The sequence below is a fragment of the Sphingomonas sp. G5 genome (assembly GCF_052660795.1).
Window position 1 is genome coordinate 2,117,672 of the sequence record NZ_CP109660.1, and the last position, 23,575, is coordinate 2,141,246.

Genomic DNA, 23,575 nt, shown 5'->3' on the forward strand with positions numbered 1-23,575 from the left:
GCAGCCTCCGTCGCCTAGGCGGGGGCCTCGTCGGCGCGGCGAGCGGGGAGCGCTGCGCGCGCGAGACCGGCAGAGTCGTGTTCCTCTTCTGCCAGGACGAACGAGGCGGCGAGCTGCTCGGCGGCGAGGCTCGAATACAGGCCACCCGCGGCCAGCAGTTCGGAGTGGGTGCCCGATTCGACGATGCGGCCGGCATCCACCACGTGGATCTGGTCGGCGCCGATCACCGTCGACAGGCGATGCGCGATCGAAAGGGTCGTGCGCCCGTGCGACGCGGTCTCGAGAGCCTCTTGCACGATGCGCTCCGACACGGTGTCGAGGGCGCTCGTCGCTTCGTCGAGGAGCAGCACCGGTGGGTCTTTCAGCAGGACGCGCGCGATCGCGATGCGCTGCTTCTCTCCGCCCGAGAGTCGATAGCCGCGTTCGCCGACGATGGTGTCGTATCCCGCCTCGAACGAGTCGATGACGTGGTGGATGTTGGCCGCACGGCAGGCGGCCTCGATCTCGTCGTCGGTGGCGTCGGGCCGGGCGTACCGCAGATTCTCGCGCACGGTCGCGTGGAAGAGGTAGGTCTCTTGCGAGACGATGCCGATCTCGTCGATGATCGACGCCCGCTCGAGGGAGCGAACGTCGGCACCCGAGAACATCACCGCTCCCCCGGTTGCTTCGTACATCCGGGGCGTGAGGTAGAGGATCGTCGTCTTACCGGCGCCCGAGGGGCCGACGAAGGCGACGTGCTGACCCGGATCGACGGTGAACGAGACGCCGTCGAGGGTCGGCCGCGCCTGCTCCGGCGCATCGGGGTAGCGGAACTCGACGTCGCGGAACTCGATGCGCCCCACCGGACCGGGGGCCGCCGAGACGGGCAGGGCGTCGGCGTCGTCGACAATCGCCGGACGCAGGTCGAGGTACTCGAAGATGCGGGCGAACAAAGCCGACGAGGTCTGCACGTCGAGGGCGACGCGCATGAGCCCCATCAGCGGCATGAGCAACCGCGCCTGCACCGTGGTGAAGGCGACGATCGTGCCGGCCGTGATCGCTCCCACGCCGCCGCCGATGAGGTACCCGGCGACCAGGTAGATGACCGCCGGAACGCTCGACATGATCACCTGGACGACGGCGAAGAAGCCTTGACCGCTCATGGCACGCCGCACCTGCAGGCGCACCTGGTTGTCGTTCTCGGCGTCGAAGCGCGCGGACTCGGTGCGCTGACGGTTGAACGACTTCGACAGCAGGATGCCCGAGACGCTGAGCGTCTCTTGCGTGATCGCCGACAGCTCCGACAGCGACTCCTGCGTTTCACCGGCGATGCGCGCACGCACCTGGCCCACGCGCCGCTGCACGAACAGCAGGAACGGCATGAGCGCGACGGCGATGAGGGTCAGACGCCAGTCGATGAGGATCATCGCCACGAGGGATGCGATGACCGTGACGGCGTTGCCGAGGATGCTCGTCACCGTATTGGTCAGGACCCCCGAGACGCCCCCCACGTCGTTCTGGAGGCGGGACTGGATGACGCCCGTCTTCGTGCGCGTGAAGAAGCCGAGCTCCATGTTCTGAAGGTGGTCGAACAGACGCGTCCGCAGGTCGCCCGTGACCCGGTTCCCCACGGTCGCGGTAAGCCAGGTCTGCCCGACGTTGAGTGCCGCAGAGACGAGGAAGAGGCCGATCATGACGCTCACGAGGAACGCGAGGAGCCGCAGGTCGGGCGGCGACCCGTCGATGGGGAAGAGCGCGTCGTCGAAGATGCGCTGCACGAGCAGAGGCGGGATCACGGCCACCGCCGCGCCCACCACCACGAGGAGCGCCGTGAAGGCGATACGACCGCGGTAGGGCCGGAACAGGTCGATGACGCGGCGCCCGAGGTTCTGCACGCGCGGGGCCTGGGCGTTGCGACGACGCTGCACGTCCGCGTCGACGCCGCGGAACATGCTCCCGCCCATCCCCATGCTCATGCTCGTCAGCCTACGTCCGACCGCCGACACCGAGCGCCGGGCCGGCGATGTCGGATGCCCTCGATAGGGTCGCTAACGAACGACCTTTGATCGGTTGTCTCGATATCGGAATATCCGAGTCCGCGCACCCGTTGTGTCCGTCGCAGTCGCCCACCGTGGCGCCACGAAGCCCCCCGCACGTAAAGGACCTCGTCATGGCCGCCACCGGCACCATCCCCGTCTCTCCGGAGAGCACCGCTTCCTCACCGTCGCACCGCTCCGGCCCCGTCATCGCTCTGCTTGTCGTCGCCGCGTTCGTCGTCATCCTCAACGAGACCACCATGTCCGTCGCCCTGCCGGCGATCATGGCGGACTTCGGAGTGAGCGCCGCGACCGGCCAATGGCTCACCTCGGCGTTCCTGTTGACGATGGCCGTCGTCATCCCCCTGACCGGCTTCCTCCTCGAACGCTTCCCCATCCGCGTCGTCTTCTTCAGCGCGATGGGCGTCTTCGCGCTCGGCACCCTCGTCGCCGCGCTCGCGCCCGCGTTCGGGGTCCTGCTCGCGGGCCGCATCGTCCAGGCGATGGGTACGGGCGTGATGATGCCGTTGCTGTTCACGACGGTTCTGAACCTCGTTCCGGCGAACAAGCGCGGCCGCGTGATGGGCGTCGTCACCATCGTCATCGCCGTCGCACCCGCCGTGGGGCCGACGGTATCCGGGCTCATCCTGTCGGCGCTCACCTGGCACGCGATCTTCTGGCTCATCCTCCCCATCGCGCTGGTGTCCATCGCTCTCGGAGCGCGCTGGGTCCGCAACGTCACCCAGACGCGCCCTGACGCGCGCTTCGACGTGCTCTCGGTCGTCCTGTCGGCGGTCGGCTTCGGCGGCCTCGTCTACGGTCTCAGCGCCATCGGCGAATCGGCCTCCGGGCACGCGTCCGTGCCGGTGTGGATCCCGCTCGTCGTCGGCGTGGTCTTCGTCGCCGTGTTCGTCGTCCGTCAGCTCCGTCTGCAGCGCTCCGACTCCGCTCTGCTCGACCTGCGCGTCTTCCAGAGCCCGTCGTTCCGACTCGCCGTGCCCCTGGTGGCGATCGTGATGGCCGCGCTGTTCGGCTCGCTCATCCTCCTGCCCATCTTCCTGCAGCAGGCGCTCGGCCTCAGCAGCCTCACGGTCGGTCTCATGCTGCTCCCGGGCGGCGTGCTCATGGGCGTCATGGCCCCGATCGTCGGCCGCCTCTTCGACCGCTTCGGGCCTACCCCGCTCGTCATCCCGGGCATGTTGATCGCGGCCGCCGTGCTGTGGACGATGGCGCTGACCTTCGGCCAGGGCACCCCCATCTGGTGGATCGTCACGGTGTACCTCGCCCTGAACCTGGGACTGGGCCTCGTGTTCACGCCGCTCATGACGTCCGCGCTCGGCTCGCTCCCCCGCCGTCTCTACTCTCACGGCAGCGCCGTGGTGGGTACGGCGCAGCAGGTCGCCGGGGCCGCCGGCACGGCCGGTTTCGTGGCCATCATGACGGTCTTCTCGAGCGCCGCTCTCGCCGGTGGCGTCGATCAGGCCGGTGCCGTCGCATCCGGCGTGCACGCGTCGTTCGTCGTCGGCGCGGTGATCGCCACCGCAGCCGTCATTCTCGCGTGCTTCGTCCGCAAGCCCGCGGAGGGCGAGGAAACGGACGCTCCCGTCAGCGCCCACTGATCTCCGTCGAGGCGGGCGCGGCCCTGCGGTCGCGCTCGCCCGGCCGCGCGGACCGTGTGCAGCTAGACCTCGCGAGCAGTCTTACTCACTGCGAGGTCCGGTGGTGCCGGACAAGGTCGCGACTGGTCGCGCGCCGACGTGGACTCAGAGAGAGCAGGAACCGCCGCCGCAGCACTGCGACGCGGACGGCTTCTCGCCGTTCTCGGTCTCGACAGCGGGGGCGTTCAGCAGGGCGATCAGCGGCTTCGACGAAGCGGCCGTGTCGGACGTGGTGTCAGCAGACATGCGCTCCATGCTACGCCTGCGCGTGAGGGCCCGGGCCGGGGGTATCCGCTAACGCTGCGTCGCGGCATCCGCAACCCCCGCCCCTCCCCTCGCGGGGCTTTCTACCGTGGAGACCCCGACCGAGAAAGAAGGGCTTTCCATGACTGATCTCAACGGCAAGCGCATCGCGTTCCTGCTCACCGACGGTTTCGAGGACAGCGAGCTCACCAGCCCGTGGGATGCCGTGACCTCCGCCGGCGCCGAGGCCGTCCTCGTCTCGCCGAGCGAGGGCAGCATCACCGGAGAGAAGGGCCACGAGCAGAAGGTCGACCTCTCCGTCTCGAGTGCCTCCGCGGGCGACTTCGACGCCCTCGTCCTCCCCGGCGGCGTGCAGAACGCCGACGACATCCGCATCGTGAAGGACGCCGTGTCGTTCACCCGTGACTTCTTCGATCAGCACAAGCCGGTCGCCGTCATCTGCCACGGCGGGTGGATCCTCACCGAGGCCGACGTGCTGAAGGGCCGCACCCTCACGAGCTACCCGACGCTGCAGACCGACCTGCGGAACGCGGGTGCGACGTGGGTCGACGAAGAGGTGCATGTCGACCAGGGTCTCGTCTCGAGCCGAAACCCCGACGATCTCCCCGCGTTCAACGCGAAGCTGGTCGAAGAGGTCGCGGAGGGGAAGCACTCCGCTCAGACCGCCTGAGCCCGCTTTCGACCAAGGCCCCGGACCACGGTTCGGGGCCTTCGTCGTCGGCCCTGGCGCGCGGGTCGTGATGTGCGGGGTCGCATCGCGCGGGACGACGCCGACCGGAGCGACAGCTCACGACCCTCCCGCCCGACGGCTGCACCCCGAGGGCACCGACACCAGGGTCAGTCCCCCGCCGGCAGCGTCTGACACGAGGGACACCACTGCCCGCCGCCCTTCGTTCCGGGGATGTCTTCGATCACTCCGGCGCAGTCCGGACACGGTTCGCCCGTGCGCCCGTGCACGCGCATCGACGCGACCTTCGCCGCCTTCTGCTCCGCGATCGGCACCCCGCGTCGGGCGAGGACAGCGGCCGTGAGGGTGTCGTGCAACGCGTGGTGGAGCCGTGTGATGTCGTCCTCGCTCAGCGCCGCAGCGTGCGCCGTCGGTGCCAGCCGCGCCGCGAACAGGATCTCGTCCGAATACGCGTTCCCGATCCCGGCGAGCGTCTCCTGTTCCTGCAGGAGCGCCTTGAGCTGCTTGCGCCGACGCCCCAGTGCCTCGGCGAGCATCTCTCTCGAGTAGCTCGGATCCGCGGCATCCAATCCGAGCTTCGCGATCGAAGGCACCTCTTCGGCCGCATCGACGACGTGCAGCTGCACCGAGAGCCACTCGCCCGCATCGATGATGCCCAGGATGCCGTCGTCGAAGGCGATACGCGCGATCACGGCTGCGGCCGGCACCGCCTCGTCGTCAGTCGCGGCCGAGGGGGTCCACGTCGCCCAGCCGGCCCGGCCGAAGCCGAGCCCCAGATGCACGCCGTCGAGATCGAGGTCGATGTGTTTCCCGTGGCGCGAGACCGCGGTCACCGTGCGACCGACGATCTCGTCGAGCGGACGCGCGCGGGTCTTGAGCGCGCGTCCCTCGACGAGTTCGACGCCCGTGACCGCACGGCCGCGCAGTCGCTCGCTCAGGAAATGCGCGAGCGCCTCGACCTCGGGTGCCTCAGGCACGGGTCATCGCGATCAGGACTCCGACGACGCCGGGGGCGCGGTCGGTGCCGGGTACGAGCTCGTCGAGCCGGGCTGACTCGACTGCTGCGCCTGGGCGAACGAGTCCGCCACGACACGACCCTGGATGATCTGGGTGAGGTCGATCCCGGTCGCCGCGCGCACGGCCTCGAACGACGAGCGCAGGCCCGTTGCCGACTCCGCCGCGAGGTGACCGCTCGCGCCCTCTCCACCGAGGACGGTGATGTTGCCGACGCGGTCGTACCCCTTGGCGAATTCGGCCATCATCGGCACGAGGGCTTCGAGGGCACGTTGCGCGAGCAGTGCTTCCTGATTGTGCGAGAGGGCCTCGGCCTCGGCACGGATCGCCTCGGCGCGCGCCTCACCGGCGAGACGGACGGCCTGAGCATCGGCCTCGGCCCGCACGCGCACGGCGGCCGCTTCCTGCTCGGCGATCTCGGCACGGGCCTGGGCCGCCTTGATCTGCGCGTACGCCTCGGCGTCGGCGTCTTTCTGACGCTGGTACAGGTCGGCGTCCGCGACGCGCGACACCTCGGACTCCAGGCGGGCCTGGGTGTTCTGCGCCTCCTGCTGCAGCACGGCCTGTCGACGCTCGGCGCGGGTCAGCGCCTCAGCCTGCTCGGCCTCGGCGTTGGCGCGACCGACCTCGGCCTTTGCCGCCGCGCTGTTCTTGTCGAGCTTCGTCTGCTCGATGAGGTTCGCCTCGTCGGTGGCGATCTGTCGCGCGCGGATCTCGCGGACCGCGTTGATGCGCGCCACCTCTGCCTCGCGCTTGACGCGCTCGACCTCGGTCGCACCCAGGGCCGAGATGTAGCCGTTGCTGTCGGTGACGCCTTGGATCTGGAAAGAGTCCAGAATCAGCCCCTGCGACGACAGGTCGCCCTTGATGCCCTCGGCGATCTGGTCCGAAAGTCGCTGTCGATCGCGCATCAATTCTTCGACGGTCAGGGTCGCGACGACGCCGCGCAAGGCTCCTTCGAGCTGCTCGGTCGTGAACTGCTCGATCGCTTTGTCCTGGGAGGCGAAACGCTCGGCCGCGCGACGCACCTGTTCGGGGTCGGAGCCGATCTTCACCAGGGCCACGCCGCTGACGTTGACCGTGACGCCGTTCGACGACTGAGCCGTGGGCTCCATCTTGATCTGACGCGCGCGCAGCGAGATCATCTCGCCGCGCTGCGTCAGCGGATTCACGATGGCGCCGCCGCCGGTGATGACGGTGATGCGCGAGGACCCCCCGTCTGCCCCTCTCTGCCGCTTTCCGACGATGACCAGTGCTTCGTCGGCCTTGGCGACGCGGTACCACCCGCGTATCAAGCCCGCGATGATCAAGAGGACGACGACGACAACGACGAGTGCGATGACCACGACGATGCCGATCGCCCCCAGAGCAGCAAATTCCATGGTTCTCCTTCGACAGGCGCCGCGAACCGCGGCGCGGGGGAATTCCCTCCAACCTATCCGGGGGCCTGCGGGCGCTGTCCAGCCCCTGTGCGCACGGTTCCGGTCGCCGCCGGGGTGGGGAGGAGCGTACCGTTGAGAGTGGGCGGCCCGAACCGCCCCAGAAGGGTCCCCCATGAAGATCGTTTCGTCGCAGGACTGGCGAGATGCCATCCGCTTCGATGCTCCCGTGCTCGTCGCCGAGGTCGTTCCGGGAGAAGCCACCCGCTGCGTGGCCTGCGGCACCGACGGGCCGCTCTACGAGCGCACAGAGCTGTGGGCGGTCAAGCACCGCCACCCCAAGCATCACGGCGGGTTCGTCCGCTTCTACTGCGAGGTTCACAAGCCGGCCGCTCCCCCGCCGCCGCCCGCCCCGACGATCGAGGCGCGCCGCGCCCGCGCCGCATCAGCGCCCAAGGAACGTCGCGCCCCGAGCCTGAAGCCCACCCCGATCACCGATCGCCCGACGCGCGCGATGTGCCCCGATTGCTTCGTCGAGGTCTCGGCCGGCGGCGACTGCGGAATGTGCGGCGCCCAGGTCGTCTGATCGGGGAAACCAAGAACCGCCCCGGATTTTCCTCGGGGCGGTTCTTCGTGTTCGGGAGACTCAGCGGGCCGAGATCGTCCACCCGGCCTCGTGCGAGGCGCCGGGGTCGAGCGAGACGACGCCCGTGTCGAAGTCGTACGCGTCGTCGTTGAACGCGTCGGGCGCGCAGGTCATCGGCTCGACGGCGAGGCCGGCGCGGTGACCCGGCGTCCCCGGGCCGTCCGGCAAGTCGGCCGTGTGGATCTGCACCCACGCGCATTCCCCCGCCCAGCTCATGGCCACACCGCTGCCCGAAGGATCGGTGAGCGTGACGGTCGCGCGACCGTCGGCATCCCGGATCAGCCCCGTGTAGGCGTGGTCGATCTCGACGGTGCCCAGCACCCGCTCCTCGCGGAAGTCGAAGCGCTCCGCGTCGGAGGTGACGGATGCCAGCGCCACCGGCGCGAGCCGGTCCGGCGTGACCTCGAGCACGGTGTCGGCCGGAAGCCCGAGCGTCCACTCGTCGAGCGTCGCGGGACCGGCGACGAGATACGGGTGGGGGCCCGTACCCCAGGGCGCCGGTGTGTCCGACAGGTTCGTGGCGCGAACAGTCTGCGTGAGGCCGGCGGCATCCAGGCGATACGTGGTCGAGACGACCAGCCACCAGGGGTATCCGGCCTGCGCGGTGATGGTCGCGGTGAGAGTGGCCGCGTCATCGGCTGCCTCGAGCACGTTCCAGTCCACCCACGACAGCAGTCCGTGCAGCGCGTGGCCGCGATTCGGCTCGGTCAACGGCAGCTGGTGCTCGAGACCGTCGAAGCGGTGGATGCCGTCGACCACACGGTTCGGCCAGGGGGCGAGCGTCGTGCCGCGGTAGGCGGGGCGTAACTCGTCGGCGTCGAAGGGGACGACGAGGTCGCGGCCCTCGTGCGTCAATGATCGGAGGGTGGCGCCGACGCTCGCGATCGCGGCTTCGTAGCCGTGGGCGCGCAGGACGACGGGGGTGCCCGAGACCACGGTGGGGGTCTCGGTGGGAACGGCAGCGGTCATGTCGCCATTATCCCGGCCGCGGCCCCGCCACCCCGGCATCCCCTCCGCCGGATTTCACCCGAACCGAAATGCCCCGACCCGCGAGGGGTCGAGGCATTCCGGGGAGGGCGACTTATTTGAAGGCGTCCTTGACGTCTTCGCCGGCCTTCTTGACGTGAGCCTTGGTCTGGTCGGCCTGGCCCTCGGCTTCGAGGCGCTCGTTGTCCGTCGCCTTGCCGGTGGCTTCCTTCGCCTTGCCAGCAATGTTCTCCGCAGCGTTCTTGATCTTGTCGTCGAGTCCCATAGTCGGCTCCTCCCGTTGTGGTCTTCGGGTATCTCCCGATGTGCATTCACGCTAGGCGGCGGTTCCCGAGGGGGCAGGGGGCTTGAAATCCACGTCGCCGTGAGGCACGGATGCGAATAGGTTCGTGACGTGGGGAACTGGGGGGACATCTCGTGAGCACGCTTGCCGATTTCGACGACCTTCTCGAGGAAGCGCCCGACGGGCCCGTGCGCAACGGTCGAGCGGGTCGCGTCGCCCTGATCGTCTTCCTCGTCATCACGTTCATCGTGCTCGGCGGAGGCGGCGGGTACGTCTGGTGGGCGTCCGCTGCGGCGCTGCCCGCCCCGACCGTCACCTCGCAGACACCGACCGCGAACGCCGGGGCGCCGGCATCCATCGCTCTCCCTTCCGGCGGCGAGACGCTGCTGCGAGTCGACGGGGGTGCCGATTACCTGGGTCCCGACGCCGCTCAGTCGTTCGCGGCAGCGGGCGGGAACGACGCGCGCTCGCTCGCGAGCATCTCGAAGCTCATCACCGCCCTCGTCGTCCTCGACGCCCACCCTCTGATCGGCCCGACAGATCCCGGGCCGACCATCTCGTACACCGAGGCCGACACCGACCTCTACGACCAGTTCTACGTGCAGGGCGCGGTCATCGCGCCGATGCCCGATGGCCTGAAGCTGTCGCTGCACGACTCGCTCACGACAATGCTCCTCCCCTCGGCCGCCAACTACGCGGTGGCCATCGCCCGGTGGGGCTTCGGCTCCGAGGGGGCCTACGTCTCTGCGGCCCGCTCGTGGCTCGGCAAGAACGGGCTGAACGACACACGCATCGTGGATGCCACCGGCATCGACTCCCGCAATGCCAGCACCCCGAGCGATCTGCTGGCACTCGCGAAGATCGCGGAGGCGAACCCGGTCATCGCACAGATCGCCAATACCCGTTCGGCGCAGATCACCGGCGCCGGAACCGTCACGAATACCAACGACCTGCTGGGCACGCTCGGGGTCACCGGGCTCAAGACCGGCAACCTCGGCGACGGGACCTTCAACCTCCTCTTCACCTCGACGCTCGACGTGCGGATCGGCGCTCCCCTGAAGATCACGGGCGTGCGGCTCGGCGGCGAGACCCACGACAGCACCGATGCGGACGTCCGAAACCTCCTCCAGAGCATCAGCGACGGCTTCCACGACATCCCCCTGGGCACCGTCGGGGACACCCTCGGCACGATCTCGACGCCGTGGGGATCGAGCGCCTCCCTCGTGCTCGCGCAGACCACGAAACTCCGCACCTGGTCCGACACCCCCGTGGCGGTAACTCTCGACACGACGACGCCCCAGAACTACGCCGACGGCGAGGTGGTCGGTTCGGTCACCTGGACCGCGGGACCGAAGACGACCTCCGCCGACGTCAAGATCTCGGGCGCGATCGAGGAACCCACCCTGTGGTGGCGCCTGACGCACCCGAGCGAGCTGGGCTGAGCGGCCGAGGACGCGCCCGTTGAGCGGGGCCGCGCATCACGGACGCACCCGTTTGTGGAGCACGCATGACATGGATGCCGACACCCCGCGCTCACGCCGAGCAGCTGCGTCCTCGGTACGTTGATGGCGAACGGGCCCGACGGTAGCGTTCGAGGATGCGCCGGACGATTCCCCTCCTGACGATCGCGGTGGCTGCCGCCCTCGGGCTCAGTGCCTGCGTCCCGCAGCCCGCCCCGGAATCGACGAGGACCGACGCGGCCACCCCGACCTTCACGCCGACGGTGAAGCCCACCGCGACGGTGTCTCCCTCCGCCAAGGCCTCAGCCCCGGCGAGCGACGCGGTGCTGATCGTTCAGCTCGACAGCGCCTCCATCGCCGCGGGTTCGACGCTCGAGTACTCGCTCGCCGCGGTCGACGCGTGGACGGCCGCGCTGGGCATCGCACCGACCCGGTCGGCGGTGGAAGGCCCGTACGGCGGCGATTCCGAGCTCACCGCCCTCGAGTGGCCGGGCTTCACGCTGACCGTGCCGAACGACGGGTCGACACGCGGCGCCTCCGTTCGCGTCTCCTCGCCCACGGTCGCCGGCCACCCCGTGGTCACCAGCGGTGGCATCGGTGTCGGCTCGACCCGAGCCGAGGCCGTCGCGGCGGGCGCCACGGAGGGATTCGACTCCACCGAACTGCGGCTGGACACGCGAGACGCACCCGGGACGCAGTCGTTGCAGCGGCCGGGTGAGGTCGGCCGGCAGTACGTGATGCTCGTCCTCGACGGCGACTCCATTGTCCAGATCATCCTGCCGGCGAACGACTACAGCGATATCTGATGATTTCCCGCGTCGAACGACGCGTGGACTCTGCCGGGTGAACATCAGCTTTTCCTTCTCCCGTCGCTGCGCCTCGCTCTAACGTGAACAGCATGTCGTCACTCCACCTCGAACCCGGAACCATCGCCGATTGGGTCGCAGCCCTCGCCGCCGTCTTGGGGTGCATCTTGAGCATCTTCGCGCTCCGCGTAGCCCTCGCCGCGAACGAAACCGCAGATGAGACGCGTCAAGCGGCCGTTATCGCGGCGCGCGATTCTGCCACGCGCGAAGCGCAGCGAGACGAGGTCGACCGTGCACGCGATCGGCGCCAGTTGGCCGGCAGCGTCGCCTCGTGGTGGGCAGCCGACCGAGAAGAGAACGGCCGCAGATATGGGGTTGTGGTCTCGAACCAGAGCCCCACATCCGCCGTGTTCTACGACGTCGAGGTGCAGGTGGCGGGACCAGGCGGCGCGACCCACACCATCCGCATGAAGGTGTTGCCGCCGGGCCAGTTCTTCGTTCAGAAGAAGGGCCTTGCACAGCAGTCTTCCTGGGACGGTATCCCCCTGCCGGTGCGCGAGGCAGACGTTCTCGACCCCTTCACCGTCGCCGGTGATCGCTCCATCACCGTGCTGGAGTACGCCGACGGCCTCGGTACGAGGTGGCAATGGACCCCCGGCGCCGGTCTCGCAGAACTCGCCTCACCCGGACGCAGCACGACGCCGGCCTCCTGAGCGCATCCCCTCCTAGGCTGGCCTCATGACCAGCCTCTCCCCCGCCCAGGTCGATCGCGCTGTCGGCGCCGTGCTCGTCTCCGCCGCGGGCGACGCCCTGGGCTCGGCGTACGAGTTCGGTCCCGCGCTCGCCGACGACGTCGTCCCCGCCTTCGGCCGCGGCCACTTCGGCCACGGCGAGCGCGAGTGGACCGACGACACGAGCATGGCCGTCCCGATCCTCGACGAGCTCGCCGCCGGGCACCGACTCGAAGACCCGTCGTCGCTCGAGACCATCGTCCGACGCTGGCAGGAGTGGGCGCGCGACGCCCTCGACGTCGGAGCGCAGACGCGCCAGGTTTTGTCCCGCATTCCCGTCGGCGGACGAATGGATGCCATCACCGCGGCATCCCGTGCCGTGCACGACGCATCGGGTCGCAGCGGAGGCAACGGCTCGCTCATGCGCACCGGACCCCTGGCCCTCGGCTACCTCGAGCGTCCCCGCGCGGAGATGGCCGCGGCGGCCGGAGCCGTCGCCCGCCTGACCCACTGGGAGGACGACAATCTCGACGCGTGCGCCCTGTGGTGCGGGGCGATCCGCCACGCCATCCTGACGGGAGAGCTCGACATGCGCGCGCAGCTCGACCTCGTGCCCGCCGAGCGCCGGGATCGCTGGGCCGACCTGATCGAGGCGACCGAGGGCCGCTATCCGCGGGACTTCCAGCAGGCGAACGGCTGGATCGTCCGAGCGTTCCAGGGTGCACTTTCGGCGGTTGCCGGTGCGGCCTCGCCTCTAGACGCGATCGAGCGTGCCGTCCGTGGAGGAAACGACACTGACACCGTCGCCGCGATCGCCGGTTCGCTGGCGGGTGCGGTCTGGGGCGCCGAGGCGCTGCCGCCCTCGCACGCCGAAGGGCTTCATGGGTGGCCGGGCATCGACGGCTCCGAGCTCGCGCGTCGGGCGCGGGAGGCCGTGGGGGCCTGACGTCGCCTCAGAGCGAGGTCGCCACGCTGAACACCGTGATCAGGATCCCCACCGGAACGAGCACGGCAGCCGCGGCGATCCCGATCCCGATCCACACCCAACGCGGCAGGCTGCGCTTCAGCCGGCGACCCTCGGGACCGACGGATGCCGACAGCCCCGGCGCCGCGCGATCGTCGCTATACCCGTCGGTCTGGGTCCACGCTTTCCGGCCCACCGTGGCCCGGATGCGGGCGAAGCGCTCCCAGACCGCGGGGTCGTGCAGGTCGAAGCACCCGGGCGGTAGACGATGAGCATGTCGTCGCGCACCTCGACGTCGAGATCGCCTGTCTCGTCGATCAACAGACCCATGAGGTCGGGCGTGAAGACGTACAGAGCGTCGCGCTCATACCCCTTGGGGCGAAAAGATGGAAGTGGGAGTCGAAGTCCCCTTCGAGCGAGAGGCGCTGCTTCCTCTGCGGCTGGTGCTGAAGGGATGACAGGATGCCGTTGTTGCTCCGCGCATCGAGCAGAAAGTGCGGCAGCTGCCGCGGCAGACGGATCGCGAGATAACCCAGGTTGATGCTGTTGACGGGCACGTTCACCGACACGCTCGTCCGGATCGTGACGATGCCGTTCTGTCGAACGTTCTCGGCCTTCCTCGCCCCGCCGACGATGCGTCCGACCTCCCAGTCCGGTCCGGCGACACGGTCCTGGACATTGCCCGCCGTGGCGTACTCCCACATATCGCCCGAGAGCGCGGGCGGCTCGGCAGCCGGCTGGTAGGTCCAGCCGTTCGCCGCAGCGTAGGAGGCGAGGTCTTCGATGCGGGCGTGCTCGGGGCTGGTCACGTGCCCGACCCTAGCGGGGCGCCTCAGAATTGATCGTCAGCCAGCCCGAGCTCGTCCCAGCGACGCGCAGCAACCGCCGGCGGCAGCTTCTCGAGCTCGAACTTCTGAGGGGCGCCATGCCGGGCGGCTTGGATGCGACGCCACAAGAAGCGTTGCTCCACCGTCACGCTCGGTAGGTGGTAGTCGAGGAAGCCGGCGTCGACCTCACGGAGGGTGTACCAGCCCGATCCATAGTCCTCGAAGGGGCATTCTTGTCGCCCGTCGATCCAGACGACCAGGAACCACAGCCACGGGGCGCGCGGCGGCCACATCATCTCCGACACTACACAGGCGACATGGCCGCGAAGCTCGCCGTCGGACGAGAGCGTCCAGACCGCACGGTGGTAGGAACGCAGCGAGGGATCGGCCGGTTCGTAGACCTTCGGCTGACCGGCGGCATCCAGCGACCGGTCCCTGTTCTCCCGCATAGGGAAATCATGCCGTGCTTCGGTCTGTCGCGAATCCGACTGCGCACCACCGATGCGGAAGGCCCGGCCAGACGCCTTCCCCTGGCGGGAGTATTCGCCGCCACCAGCTGACCTCTGCAACCCGCATCACTCGCACGAGGTCGTCCCGCTCGCGCAAAGTGCCGCCTCTTGCCGATGCAGACGTTCAAGCTCTGCTGAGACCGCGCTCAGACGGTCATGGGCTCCCCGCTCACTCCCCTACTTCGACGCCAACCGGTCGACGGCATCGGCACGCGCAGTCTCTCGCGCGCGCTACGCCGCAGCCTTCGATGCGGCAGCGTCACGCTTCGCATTTCGGCACCCGCGGACCATGTAACGAGGTGGTCACGCGATGCCAGCCAAAGCAACGGACGCGAGCATGCTCACGGAAAGTGCCTGCGTGCATTGCCTCGATTGCCTTGTTCGAGCGCTCTGGGGAATCGTAGGGGTGGGCCGCATATCTGAGCTGACGTGGAGCGTGGAGTCGTGGTAGACAGCGGCTTGCGGTCGTGCGCATGCCGGGCGATCACCGGGCTTCGATGCGGCCGGGGCTATTGCGACGAGCGACGAGCTCGGGTGGGCGTCACATAGCAACCACCGACAGCTCGGTCCAATTGACCGGCGGAGGCCCCCGCATGTGACCTATAGATCGGCGTTCAGACTATCGCCGTGCCGTCATCATCTGGCGCGACTACCTCAACGGCCCGGCCAATTGTTCAAGCTGAGCAACCTCTGGGTTCCTCATGCGGCAGCGGCATCGCCCAGGTTTGCACGCAGAACGACCGGCTCACGATCGATGACTGCCAAACTCGCTTCACACGTCGGCGAACGTCTGAAACTCGTCTTGCAGCCGGTCCGCTAACCACTCTCCTCGCGAATCCGCTAAATAAGTGGGCGTCGGTGCCCCACCCTCGAACGGGTCGGCGTGCTCCTCGAAGAGGGCCTGCCAGCCGGCCAGGTCCTCCGCAAGGCTACTGACTCGGCCAGCATGCCTCAGGTGCCGTGGTGTATCCGGCGTCCCATGCCGACGTGGAGTTCATCCCATGGCGGGTAGTCGCGCGAGCCATCGGGGAACATGGGAATGACCCGCCGCGTCGGCGGGAACTAGGTACGCGCGGCATCGGAGACAGTAGCGGGCCGTCATGCGATCCCACGAACGTAGCCGCGGCAGACTAATGGCCGCCGCACCTGGGACATAGTTTGGGCAGGCGCCGACGCCGTCACGCGGCCCGGCCGCGCGGGGCGCGATGACCGTGCGGCTCACCCAGGGAAGAGTTCGGTTAATCATTGAAGCTGCCGCAAGCGTATTCGCCGTGATCGGCACTCTTCTTGGCGGAGCGCCATTCAGTTCGAGCGATGAGGCCGCGCTTTCGCTAACGTTCTCCCCGTGATCTCCCGCTACCACGTTCGTTGCCCAGGATGCGACGAAGTCTTCATCGCTCGGATCGGTGCGCAACCGACCGACCTCACGAAATTCTACGTTCCCTGCCCACACTGTCAGTTGCCGATCCGGGGCCGCATGACGGGTCAAGAGTTGGACGACCACCGCGTGATTCTCGACGGCGATCTTGTTTCAGAGGCAGAAGCGTCTACGAATGCACCGGTTGTAACCATCGACCCCTTCGTGCCGTCGCGCTATGGAGCGGACTCGCTGGATGGTCTTGGAACGTTCCCTACGATGACGCTCATGCATCTCCTCGAGGACAGAATGCTCGACTTCATGGAAGACAGCGGACATGCATCCGAGGCGATTGATTCCCTGTGGGTGCCAACCGAGATGCTCTTCGAGTACTACCTCGACGAGAACTGGTCCATGTTCGCAAGAGTGGCTAACAAGCGACTCGAGATCCAGCGAATCGGCACATCGAGGCACGACCGCTCTCGACTCGCATACCACGCACTCGGCGTCGCGACCGTGACAATCGTGGGGCAGACGGGGGAACGCGGGAAGTTGGTATTTGACCGCTTCACACGCAAGCACCTCGCTGCGATAAGGCAAGAATCACATCGCGCACTTCTTCGTGCGCGTGACGCGGAATCAGCATCGCTGGAGCGGGATGTTTTCGGCGTCATGGGTCATTTCGTCGACAACTATCCCTCCTGGTCGATGGGACGACTCGTGCGTTACGTCGATGCCAGCACCTTGACCGACCTCACGCTCTTTCGAGACGAGTTCACGCTCGTGCGGGATCTGTATCAGCAAGGATTCGAGCTTGCGTGCAAGTGTCTTTGGATCCTGCTAGCAACGCAGAACACGGTCAAGCGCGGTGATCCCAACTCGTTCGGGGAGATCCACCCTGCCATCGTGCCTACGAACAAACGGCCAAAGAATCTGACGCAGTTCGATAAGTTGCCGAACGCCTACAAGTTGGCGTACTCGGGGCAGGTCCCTGGCTGGGATGGTCTGAGTTCGCTGCTAGACAACAAGCGTCGGAACACCATCGGACACGCATCCGTGAGACATGACCTCAGGAGCGGACGCATTGTCACTGACAAAGATCAGTCCGGGATCAGTTACCTCGACTTCCTAAATGAGGTGCTCGGCGTCTACGAGGCTCTTTGCTCGCTTATGCAGATTGTGCGTCTCGTTCGCGTTGCCGCCTCGCCCGATTTCACCGTGAACAGGCCGAACGCAGCCGTGTACAGATCCCATAGGAGATTCACGCCGCCTCCGTGCCGCACCTCTCGTGTCCGCTGAGCGACCCCCATCCGCACACGCCTGAGCTGACTGCGGGCACCCGACGGGCGCGGCCGAGCGTCCGTCGGGTGCCCGCTGGAAGCGCCGTGACCGTTCTCGCGGTACTGCCGGCATAGTTGCTGCAGTAGTGTGCGTTGAGTAGACAGAAGAAGGGTGCGCGATGGCGACCACCGTCTCGCCGGCTAATCCGATCAAGATTCAGCCAGGCGATCGAGACTGGAAGGTGTTCGAGAAGGACGTCGCGAATCTGACCGCCAGAATGGACTCCGGCACAGAGACCGTCGAGCACGACGCGAAACTCATCGGAGAGCTCTCGAACGTTCCACGGCAGATTGATGTCCTTGTCCAGGGACAGCTAAACGGTGAGCGAATTCGAATCGCCATCGAATGCAAGCGGCACTCGACCGCAGTCGACGTCACTCACATCGACAAGTTCGTCGGCATGTTGCTCGACCTCCCTGTGGATAGTGGAGTCTTCTACGCCTTTGGATCGGTCACGCCGGGCGCGCGCCAGCGCGCAGCAAATGCACGCCACCCGAAGGTGTCCCTAAAGGAAGTGGCGGGTGCAGCTCTGCTTCCACCATGGACCGACGACCTCGAAGAGATCCGTCCGTGGGGGACATGTCGTGCACCGAACTGCCGCGCGGGCGAGATCCAGTGGCAGACGTTTGTACAAGCCGATGGATCAGACTCGATTGAAGCGGGCTCGTGCAATTACTGCGGAACGTGGACTGTAAGGTGCCGCCAGTGCGGCGAGGAGGAGTACGCCATTCTCAGCGAAGTGACATGCATGACCTGCGGCGCTGAGTACGACCTCACCAGCAGTGACTACCAGAGCAACGACTGGGATGGTGTGGTCCAGACCTCGAAGGGCGAAGAGTAAAGCTCTCGCCTGCCTGTCGGGCAGCAGTGGGAGCACTACATCAGAGCGTATTGGCGCGGGGCGACGGTGATCTTGGGTGCGAAGCATGGCGGTGCGGACGCGTGAGGCCTCAACGTTCCCGATGCATGCGCCATGGTCATGCAATCGAGGTCGACCGATCGCTATGCGTCCCAGGAGACGCTGGCGGACAGTACACGCGCGTAGCGCGCTCCAGGCTCAGTTTCGATCTCCGCCTGCACCTCAGCCTCGACGCGGAACTCAACAGTTAGCTCGTCAGGATTCGGAGTCTGACCGACAATCGTGAGCCGGTCGTCGGTCGCTTCGACGAAGTCGAACGTGGACATTCGCGCGCGAAAGACCAGCTCGTTTGCCGCGATGCAGTTGGCGGGGTTGCCCTCACCTACCTCGTACACGCTGAGCTTCGGTACGACTGTGAGCTCGATGTCCTTCAGCCCTTCAGGGAGCGTGGAGTCCATCAGCGCGTCATTCCTGGTCGGAAAGCCTTCCCAATCGAACGCGTCGAGCCCGTAGACCCAGTCGACGAGCGCGTCGATCAGTGTCTCCTCACGATCGCTGATCAGCTTGGCGAACCGGCGGACTTCCTGCATGGCTTCCCCGAGTGTGGCCACAACTTTCACACTGTCTGACGGGATGCTACCGAGGCGCACGATCTCGTCAGTTAGATTCTCGTGGAACGTGCCGCCCTCCGCAAAGGCTTTGTCGTTGCTCACGAACACCGCCAAGTCCTCTCCGTCCAGGCGCGCAAGCGCCTCGAGGAAGTTGTGCCAAATCACGGTGTCTCGCAGACCGATGCTCTGACCGCTGCCCGCTTCGAGATTCGGCTTGCGGCGATCCAGCTCGCGCTGCACAAGCTCCTCTGCGCGCACCGTCGACCAATCGAGGACCACGCAGGCATCGTGTTCGAGCAAGGGCCGCAGGGCGTCAGCGCTCTGCCCCGACAGTTCACTCTGGATCGATTCTGTCAGCCGGTCCGTGAGGTCTTCATCGATAGAAAACGAGCGCCTTACGTTTGCGAGTGATCCCCGCAGCTCGCGAACAAGCTTGTCGACGTTTTCGCGCAAGTGCCGATTCGCCTCGCCAACGACAACCGGCGATAGCGAGACCATGACCGAGCCACGCGAGAGTAGTCCGAGGAACGCTCGGCTGGCGTCCCCCCGCATCAGATAGTCCGAAAAGAATGCATTGGTGTCGGGGAAGATGAGCAGCATCGTTGCAGGTTACCGACCCGACGCCGGACTGCGTTACCCGGCCGACGCGTCCGGGTTTGCGATCGTGCCTTGCGTAACCGGGTCGCGTGGGAATGCATGATGGGCATGTGAGCTTGAGCGCCATAACCGCCGTCAACGTCCAGGTGCCTTCGTCTGCGAACGCGCCCATCATCGCCGACTTCGCGGAGCATGCGATTCGCGTTGCACACCTCATGCGGAGGGACGCCGGGAGGCTCCGGGAGCAGGAATGGGCCACTCCCGGGGTGTACACGCTGCTGAGCGATGACGGCACTCATCAGGTCTACATTGGCAAGAGCACCAATCTCAGATCGCGGCTGCAGCACCACAAGCATAAGAACGCTCAGGTTCCCGGCTGGAGTCGGGCGGTGCTCGTGAAGCGCGACACCACTCACGGGTTTACGTCGGCCGACATCGGCTACCTCGAGGGAAGACTGTCCGCGCAGTTCGAGGTATTCCCTGGAATCACTGTGGTCAAGGGGAAGACCGATGGTGACTCAACGCTCCCGAGACACATGCAAATGTCGCTCGACGCGCTACTACCTTCCGTTCTGGCTGCCGCGCGACTTGCAGGGATCGACGTGTTCTGGGAGGACGACGTTGAACCAGAGCCCATAGGCATCAAGCGCACAGCGATTAGGGGCACTGTGACTAGCCTGATCGCTGAAGGATTGCTCAACGTCGGAGCGGAGCTTCACTGTGCGCGAGGGGGAGCACTGGGGTTTGGCACGGTTGCGGCTGATGGCCAGATAGTCGTCCAGGGAGTCGGGTACAAGGCACCGTCGCTCGCCGCTGCGATCTCACTCGGCGCGACTAGCTCGACCGGATTCGGCGGCTGGGACATGTGGCACGTCGGGTCCCTCAGCGGACCGTCCCTGTCTGACCTACGAGGGCAACTAGCTGGCCGTTGATCCGCTCGATTATGCTCGTCTAGTCGCTCGCCGCGGGAGCGGTTTGGCGCTCCGCGCGCATCGGGACGCACATCCCCGTACCCGCACGAATCTTGGTCTCCGCCGTGCGCGCTTGACGTGGACCGTGACAGGAGCGGCTAACACAACTCCGTGCTCGGGATCCGCGCCGAGGCGACCTAGTCAGTGGTCAAAGACTGGGCACTTCAGTCATCCACCGAACGCAAGGAATGCCAGTTTGGGAACACACGACACTCAGCCACATCAGCGCGAGCCGAGTCGCTCTCAGGTGTTTACGCCAGCGATCCTCAGTGACTTCATGGCAGAGATGTTGGATCTGCAGTCAGACACCAACCTCAGCGTTCTCGATGCCGGCGCCGGCGCCGGCGCACTCTCTGAGAGTGTTCTTGGCCTCGTTCAACAGCCAGTTCAACTAACCATGGTTGAGAAGGATGTGATTCTTGCCGATCACCTTGCTGAGCTGCTTAGCCACTTCGACGACAAGCTTGCTGTCGGGTCCGAAGTCATTGCAGGCGACTTCATCGATGCGTCCATCCGCTGGCGAGCTCTAGGCACGACGTTCTCGCATGTCATCATGAACCCGCCCTATGAGCGGGTCCGGGGAGGTTCCACAGAACGCGAGAGCCTCAAGGGGGCTGGTGTAGTCGCGTCAAACTTGTACGCGGCATTTCTCTGGCTCGGTATGGACCTACTCCGCGAAGGTGGTCGTATGGTCGCCGTGGTCCCACGCTCGGTACTCAGCGGGGGTCAGTTTCGATTGCTGAGGCAGCACCTGCTAGCCAGTGGATCGCTCTTCCGCCTCCATCACTTTCGGAGTCGGCGTGAGATCTTTCAGCGCGACTCGGTTCAACAAGAGGTGGTCGTTCTCGGCATGGTCAAGGGAGTGAAAGTTGACGAGGTGCGATATTCGAGATCGAGTAGCCTCGGCGATATCCCAAGCGAAAGCCTCCTGATGCCAAGGGAGCGATTCGAGGATGCCGGCGGCGACGACGCAATCCTTGTGCCGTCGGAGAACGCTAGAGCAGCCCTCAGCCCAGAACCGATCCTTCCGGTGGGAACGGATGTTTCAGTTGGAAGCGTGGTCGACTTTCGTCTGCCCGAGGGATCGTTGAACGAATCGTCAATCGGCGTTCGCCTATTCGGATCGGAGCTGTTCTCGGCCAAGGAGCAGCCCGAGCGTTGGATGCGGGTAGAGAGCGCCACCTCGCGATTCGTGATGCCTCCTGGCCGATACCTAGTCGTCAAACGCATCTCGCCACCCGAGACTCAACCTCGGCTGAAGCATCGTGTCGTGGATGCGACCAGCGAGAAATTCCAGGACGGGGTTGCGTTCGAGAATCACGTTCTTGTCGTCCACGCGTCCGGCGAGGGCCTCTCCGACGAAGCATGTATCTTCTTGGATGAGTCGTTCGGAGCAGATGCCGCGCAGCAGCAGATTCAAGAGCGCACTGGCAGTACACAGATCAACGCCGCCGACATCCGCGCAATGCGACGGTTTGCGGCCCGGACTGAAGGTGGGATGCATGGCGGATGAAGTAGCGGGCGTGCTAGACCGGCAGCCAACGCTCCAGACTGTTACCTGGCTGCTCAGTCTGAGGAAATTCGGTCAGCTCGACCTGAACCCCCCGTACCAGCGAAAGAGCGTGTGGACTCGTGCCGAGAAGCAGCGATTCCTCGACACCGTTTTCCGGAACTACCCGAGTCCCGCGATCTTCCTCCACAAGAGTCTCGACGAGGACGGGGATCCGACCTACCACGTCGTCGACGGCAAGCAGCGCCTTACAACAATCCTCGACTTTGCAGACAACCGACTCCGCTTGTCGAAGGACTTCGGGGACTCACGACTTGACGGCGCCAACTGGGCTGACCTGAGTGAATTCACCGCGGCGCGCAAGACCTTCTGGAACTACCAGCTGACCGTTGAGTTCATCGACGACGTGCATGAGCCGCTCGTACGGGAGATCTTCTCAAGGCTCAATCAAAATGCGCGAAAGCTCGAGCGGCAGGAGTTGCGACACGCGCGCTTCGATGGCTGGCTGATCGACTACGTCGAGTCCCAGGCGCAGCTCGACATCTGGCGTGAACTACGGGTGGTCACTTCAGCACGCTCCAAGCGGATGGCGGACGTCCAGATGCTTCTGGAGTTCGCCCAGTCGGTGATCATGGGTCGGCCCGTTGGGTTCGACCAGGACGCTCTCGACGAACTCTGCGCGGCCTACGACGACCTTGAGACCGCCGAGGATTTCAACCTTGAGCAGTTCGATGCGGCCTTCAATCGCGGTGTGGAAGTATTCAAGCGCCTCAACGCTGGCGACGGGCTGATATCGACGCTTGCCGGATCACGCAACAACATCTATTCGCTTTGGACGTTCATCGCGCTTCATCAGTATGACGACGACGAGATCGTTGCGCTTCGGACAGACCTTCTTCGCTTCTACACGGAGGTTGAACGAGTCCGGCAGGCCGAGAAGCTGGATCCGCAGCGCAGCCGGTCGGATGATGACCCCTCCGTAAGCTCGTATGTCCTGAATTCGACTGGCGCTGCTACCGAAGAGCCGCAACGACTCGCGCGGCACTCGGCACTTCAGGCTTATCTAGGCAGGAGCGAGGGTGGTAGTTCCAACATCGTGGCGTGAAGCATATGCAGCTCAGAAGGAACTCGGGGACAAGCTTGAACTCGAGATTAAGCAGCACCTGCGCCTCCTTCCCAAAGGCTGGTATACGGAGTCGAGAGTCAAAGAGCCGGACAGTTTCAATCAGAAGATTGAGACCGGGAAGGTACCAGACTTCGCGCACATGGAGGACTTTGTCGGCGCTCTTGTCGTCGTCCCACTCCCGTCCGATGTCCCTATAGCCCTAGCTCGGATAGGTGAGTTCTTCACGACTGACTATCGGCGTCCGCTAGATGACGCACGGACTGAGGTGCCCGCGCCAGAGTTCAAGTTCAACGACATCCGGCTCTACGGTCATCTCACACACGACCCAGCCATGCCTCCGACTCCGCTCGAATCAATCGTGTTTGAGATACAGGTCAAAACCTTCTTCCAACATGCATGGTCGACCGCAACACACGATCTGGTGTACAAGTACCCTAACTTCAGTTGGTCACGAAGCCGGGTCGCGGCTCAAGTTAAAGCCATCCTCGAACATGCTGAGATGTCCCTCGCCGCCCTGGACCAGCTCGAAGCGATTGACACCTTCAAGCGCGAGGGTGAGCCCGAGTCGACCCTCAATGCGCTTCTCGAAATTTGCCTCTCCCACTGGCCAGAAAACGAACTACCGGACAATCGCAAGCGGATGGCAGAGTCCCTCCTCGAGCTGTGCCGCGCCATGGACCTCACACCCGCAACGTTCTCGGAACTGATGGAGCGAGGGCGAATCGAGTTTGGTGGCCATCCCGAAGGGTGGTCACCGTACCAATGCACAGTCGATTACATGAGTCGGTATGCTCCGGAACGTCTCGCGCAAGTTCTACAGGATCCGCCCACTCGACCGAGCATCATTCATGTGACGGCCGAAGTTCTGCAACGAGTGGGATTGACGCTTGACGAGGCCCCGCGCTCTCGGACATGATGCGCCCCGCGATTATCCGGCCAGTTCCAGCCCCTGGTGGCGACTCGGCCGGCCTC

General features: G+C 65.9%; 23 protein-coding genes. 13 read left to right on the forward strand and 10 right to left on the reverse strand.

The features are described 5' to 3' along the window. Nucleotides 1-14: 14 nt before the first annotated feature. Nucleotides 15-1,955 carry an ABC transporter ATP-binding protein gene (locus tag NE358_RS10280; protein WP_289938232.1) on the reverse strand — a complete coding sequence of 647 codons (1,941 nt, stop codon included), beginning with the start codon at nt 1,953-1,955 and terminating at the stop codon, nt 15-17. A 194-nt stretch (nt 1,956-2,149) separates the two neighbouring features. On the opposite strand from NE358_RS10280, the gene NE358_RS10285 reads away from it, so the two are divergent. Beyond that, nucleotides 2,150-3,634: an MDR family MFS transporter gene (locus tag NE358_RS10285; RefSeq protein WP_289938234.1), complete on the forward strand. Its 1,485-nt coding sequence runs from the start codon at nt 2,150-2,152 to the stop codon at nt 3,632-3,634. Nucleotides 3,635-3,778: 144 nt separating this feature from the next. Here the strand turns inward: NE358_RS10285 and NE358_RS10290 are convergent, their stop codons facing one another. Beyond that, on the reverse strand, nt 3,779-3,919 hold the full coding sequence (locus tag NE358_RS10290; RefSeq protein ID WP_170210682.1) for a hypothetical protein: 141 nt from the start codon (nt 3,917-3,919) through the stop codon (nt 3,779-3,781). Nucleotides 3,920-4,058: 139 nt separating this feature from the next. Here NE358_RS10290 and NE358_RS10295 point away from each other — a divergent pair, with 139 nt between their 5' ends. Next, on the forward strand, nt 4,059-4,607 hold the full coding sequence (locus tag NE358_RS10295; RefSeq protein WP_289938237.1) for a type 1 glutamine amidotransferase domain-containing protein: 549 nt from the start codon (nt 4,059-4,061) through the stop codon (nt 4,605-4,607). A gap of 167 nt (nt 4,608-4,774) precedes the next feature. On the opposite strand, the gene NE358_RS10300 is transcribed toward NE358_RS10295, so the two are convergent. Together NE358_RS10300 and NE358_RS10305 are read right to left on the reverse strand one after the other, a co-directional pair. Next, nucleotides 4,775-5,602 (reverse strand): DNA-formamidopyrimidine glycosylase family protein, encoded by an 828-nt coding sequence (locus NE358_RS10300; protein ID WP_289938240.1) that lies wholly within the window; start codon nt 5,600-5,602, stop codon nt 4,775-4,777. A gap of 12 nt (nt 5,603-5,614) precedes the next feature. Next, nucleotides 5,615-7,021: a flotillin family protein gene (locus tag NE358_RS10305; RefSeq protein ID WP_141377377.1), complete on the reverse strand. Its 1,407-nt coding sequence runs from the start codon at nt 7,019-7,021 to the stop codon at nt 5,615-5,617. A 172-nt stretch (nt 7,022-7,193) separates the two neighbouring features. On the opposite strand from NE358_RS10305, the gene NE358_RS10310 reads away from it, so the two are divergent. Then, nucleotides 7,194-7,604: a glucose-6-phosphate dehydrogenase gene (locus NE358_RS10310; protein ID WP_103210931.1), complete on the forward strand. Its 411-nt coding sequence runs from the start codon at nt 7,194-7,196 to the stop codon at nt 7,602-7,604. Between the two features lie 60 nt (nt 7,605-7,664). On the opposite strand, the gene NE358_RS10315 is transcribed toward NE358_RS10310, so the two are convergent. Together NE358_RS10315 and NE358_RS10320 are read right to left on the reverse strand one after the other, a co-directional pair. Next, complete coding sequence (locus NE358_RS10315) at nt 7,665-8,633, reverse strand: aldose 1-epimerase family protein (protein WP_289938244.1); 969 nt, start codon at nt 8,631-8,633, stop codon at nt 7,665-7,667. Nucleotides 8,634-8,745: 112 nt separating this feature from the next. After that, a complete protein-coding gene (locus NE358_RS10320; protein WP_103210933.1) occupies nt 8,746-8,916 on the reverse strand; it encodes a CsbD family protein in 171 nt (56 codons plus the stop codon). Between the two features lie 152 nt (nt 8,917-9,068). Between NE358_RS10320 and NE358_RS10325 the strand changes: the two genes are divergently transcribed. From NE358_RS10325 to NE358_RS10340, 4 genes are all read left to right on the forward strand, one after another. After that, the gene (locus NE358_RS10325) at nt 9,069-10,376 is read left to right on the forward strand and encodes a D-alanyl-D-alanine carboxypeptidase family protein (protein ID WP_180993493.1); all 1,308 of its coding nucleotides are present in this window, start codon (nt 9,069-9,071) and stop codon (nt 10,374-10,376) included. Between the two features lie 155 nt (nt 10,377-10,531). Beyond that, the gene (locus NE358_RS10330) at nt 10,532-11,200 is read left to right on the forward strand and encodes a hypothetical protein (protein ID WP_289938245.1); all 669 of its coding nucleotides are present in this window, start codon (nt 10,532-10,534) and stop codon (nt 11,198-11,200) included. A 92-nt stretch (nt 11,201-11,292) separates the two neighbouring features. Then, nucleotides 11,293-11,913, forward strand: coding sequence for a hypothetical protein (locus NE358_RS10335; RefSeq protein WP_289938246.1), 621 nt, complete (start codon nt 11,293-11,295; stop codon nt 11,911-11,913). A gap of 25 nt (nt 11,914-11,938) precedes the next feature. Next, nucleotides 11,939-12,877 carry an ADP-ribosylglycohydrolase family protein gene (locus tag NE358_RS10340; protein ID WP_289938247.1) on the forward strand — a complete coding sequence of 313 codons (939 nt, stop codon included), beginning with the start codon at nt 11,939-11,941 and terminating at the stop codon, nt 12,875-12,877. A 7-nt stretch (nt 12,878-12,884) separates the two neighbouring features. On the opposite strand, the gene NE358_RS10345 is transcribed toward NE358_RS10340, so the two are convergent. From NE358_RS10345 to NE358_RS10355, 3 genes are all read right to left on the reverse strand, one after another. After that, the gene (locus tag NE358_RS10345; protein ID WP_289938248.1) at nt 12,885-13,091 is read right to left on the reverse strand and encodes a hypothetical protein; all 207 of its coding nucleotides are present in this window, start codon (nt 13,089-13,091) and stop codon (nt 12,885-12,887) included. A gap of 121 nt (nt 13,092-13,212) precedes the next feature. Next, complete coding sequence (locus NE358_RS10350; RefSeq protein WP_289938249.1) at nt 13,213-13,704, reverse strand: hypothetical protein; 492 nt, start codon at nt 13,702-13,704, stop codon at nt 13,213-13,215. 23 nt (nt 13,705-13,727) lie between these two features. Next, nucleotides 13,728-14,171 carry a hypothetical protein gene (locus tag NE358_RS10355; protein ID WP_289938251.1) on the reverse strand — a complete coding sequence of 148 codons (444 nt, stop codon included), beginning with the start codon at nt 14,169-14,171 and terminating at the stop codon, nt 13,728-13,730. Nucleotides 14,172-15,576: 1,405 nt separating this feature from the next. Here NE358_RS10355 and NE358_RS10360 point away from each other — a divergent pair. Beyond that, nucleotides 15,577-16,887, forward strand: a complete 1,311-nt coding sequence (locus NE358_RS10360; protein ID WP_289938253.1) for a hypothetical protein — start codon at nt 15,577-15,579, stop codon at nt 16,885-16,887. Between the two features lie 160 nt (nt 16,888-17,047). Further along, nucleotides 17,048-17,770, forward strand: a complete 723-nt coding sequence (locus NE358_RS10365) for a restriction endonuclease (RefSeq protein WP_289938255.1) — start codon at nt 17,048-17,050, stop codon at nt 17,768-17,770. A 161-nt stretch (nt 17,771-17,931) separates the two neighbouring features. Here NE358_RS10365 and NE358_RS10370 read toward each other — a convergent pair whose 3' ends face one another. After that, nucleotides 17,932-18,999 carry a PIN domain-containing protein gene (locus NE358_RS10370; protein WP_289938257.1) on the reverse strand — a complete coding sequence of 356 codons (1,068 nt, stop codon included), beginning with the start codon at nt 18,997-18,999 and terminating at the stop codon, nt 17,932-17,934. Nucleotides 19,000-19,106: 107 nt separating this feature from the next. On the opposite strand from NE358_RS10370, the gene NE358_RS10375 reads away from it, so the two are divergent. From NE358_RS10375 to NE358_RS10390, 4 genes are all read left to right on the forward strand, one after another. Continuing rightward, nucleotides 19,107-19,928, forward strand: a complete 822-nt coding sequence (locus NE358_RS10375; RefSeq protein ID WP_289938258.1) for a restriction system modified-DNA reader domain-containing protein — start codon at nt 19,107-19,109, stop codon at nt 19,926-19,928. 316 nt (nt 19,929-20,244) lie between these two features. Next, nucleotides 20,245-21,480, forward strand: a complete 1,236-nt coding sequence (locus NE358_RS10380; protein ID WP_289938260.1) for an Eco57I restriction-modification methylase domain-containing protein — start codon at nt 20,245-20,247, stop codon at nt 21,478-21,480. Then, nucleotides 21,470-22,582: a DUF262 domain-containing protein gene (locus tag NE358_RS10385; RefSeq protein WP_289938261.1), complete on the forward strand. Its 1,113-nt coding sequence runs from the start codon at nt 21,470-21,472 to the stop codon at nt 22,580-22,582. Before NE358_RS10380 ends, NE358_RS10385 begins: the two co-directional genes overlap by 11 nt. Then, nucleotides 22,557-23,519 (forward strand): RelA/SpoT-related domain-containing protein, encoded by a 963-nt coding sequence (locus tag NE358_RS10390; RefSeq protein ID WP_289938263.1) that lies wholly within the window; start codon nt 22,557-22,559, stop codon nt 23,517-23,519. The genes NE358_RS10385 and NE358_RS10390 overlap by 26 nt, the downstream gene beginning before the upstream one ends. Nucleotides 23,520-23,575: the final 56 nt, after the last annotated feature.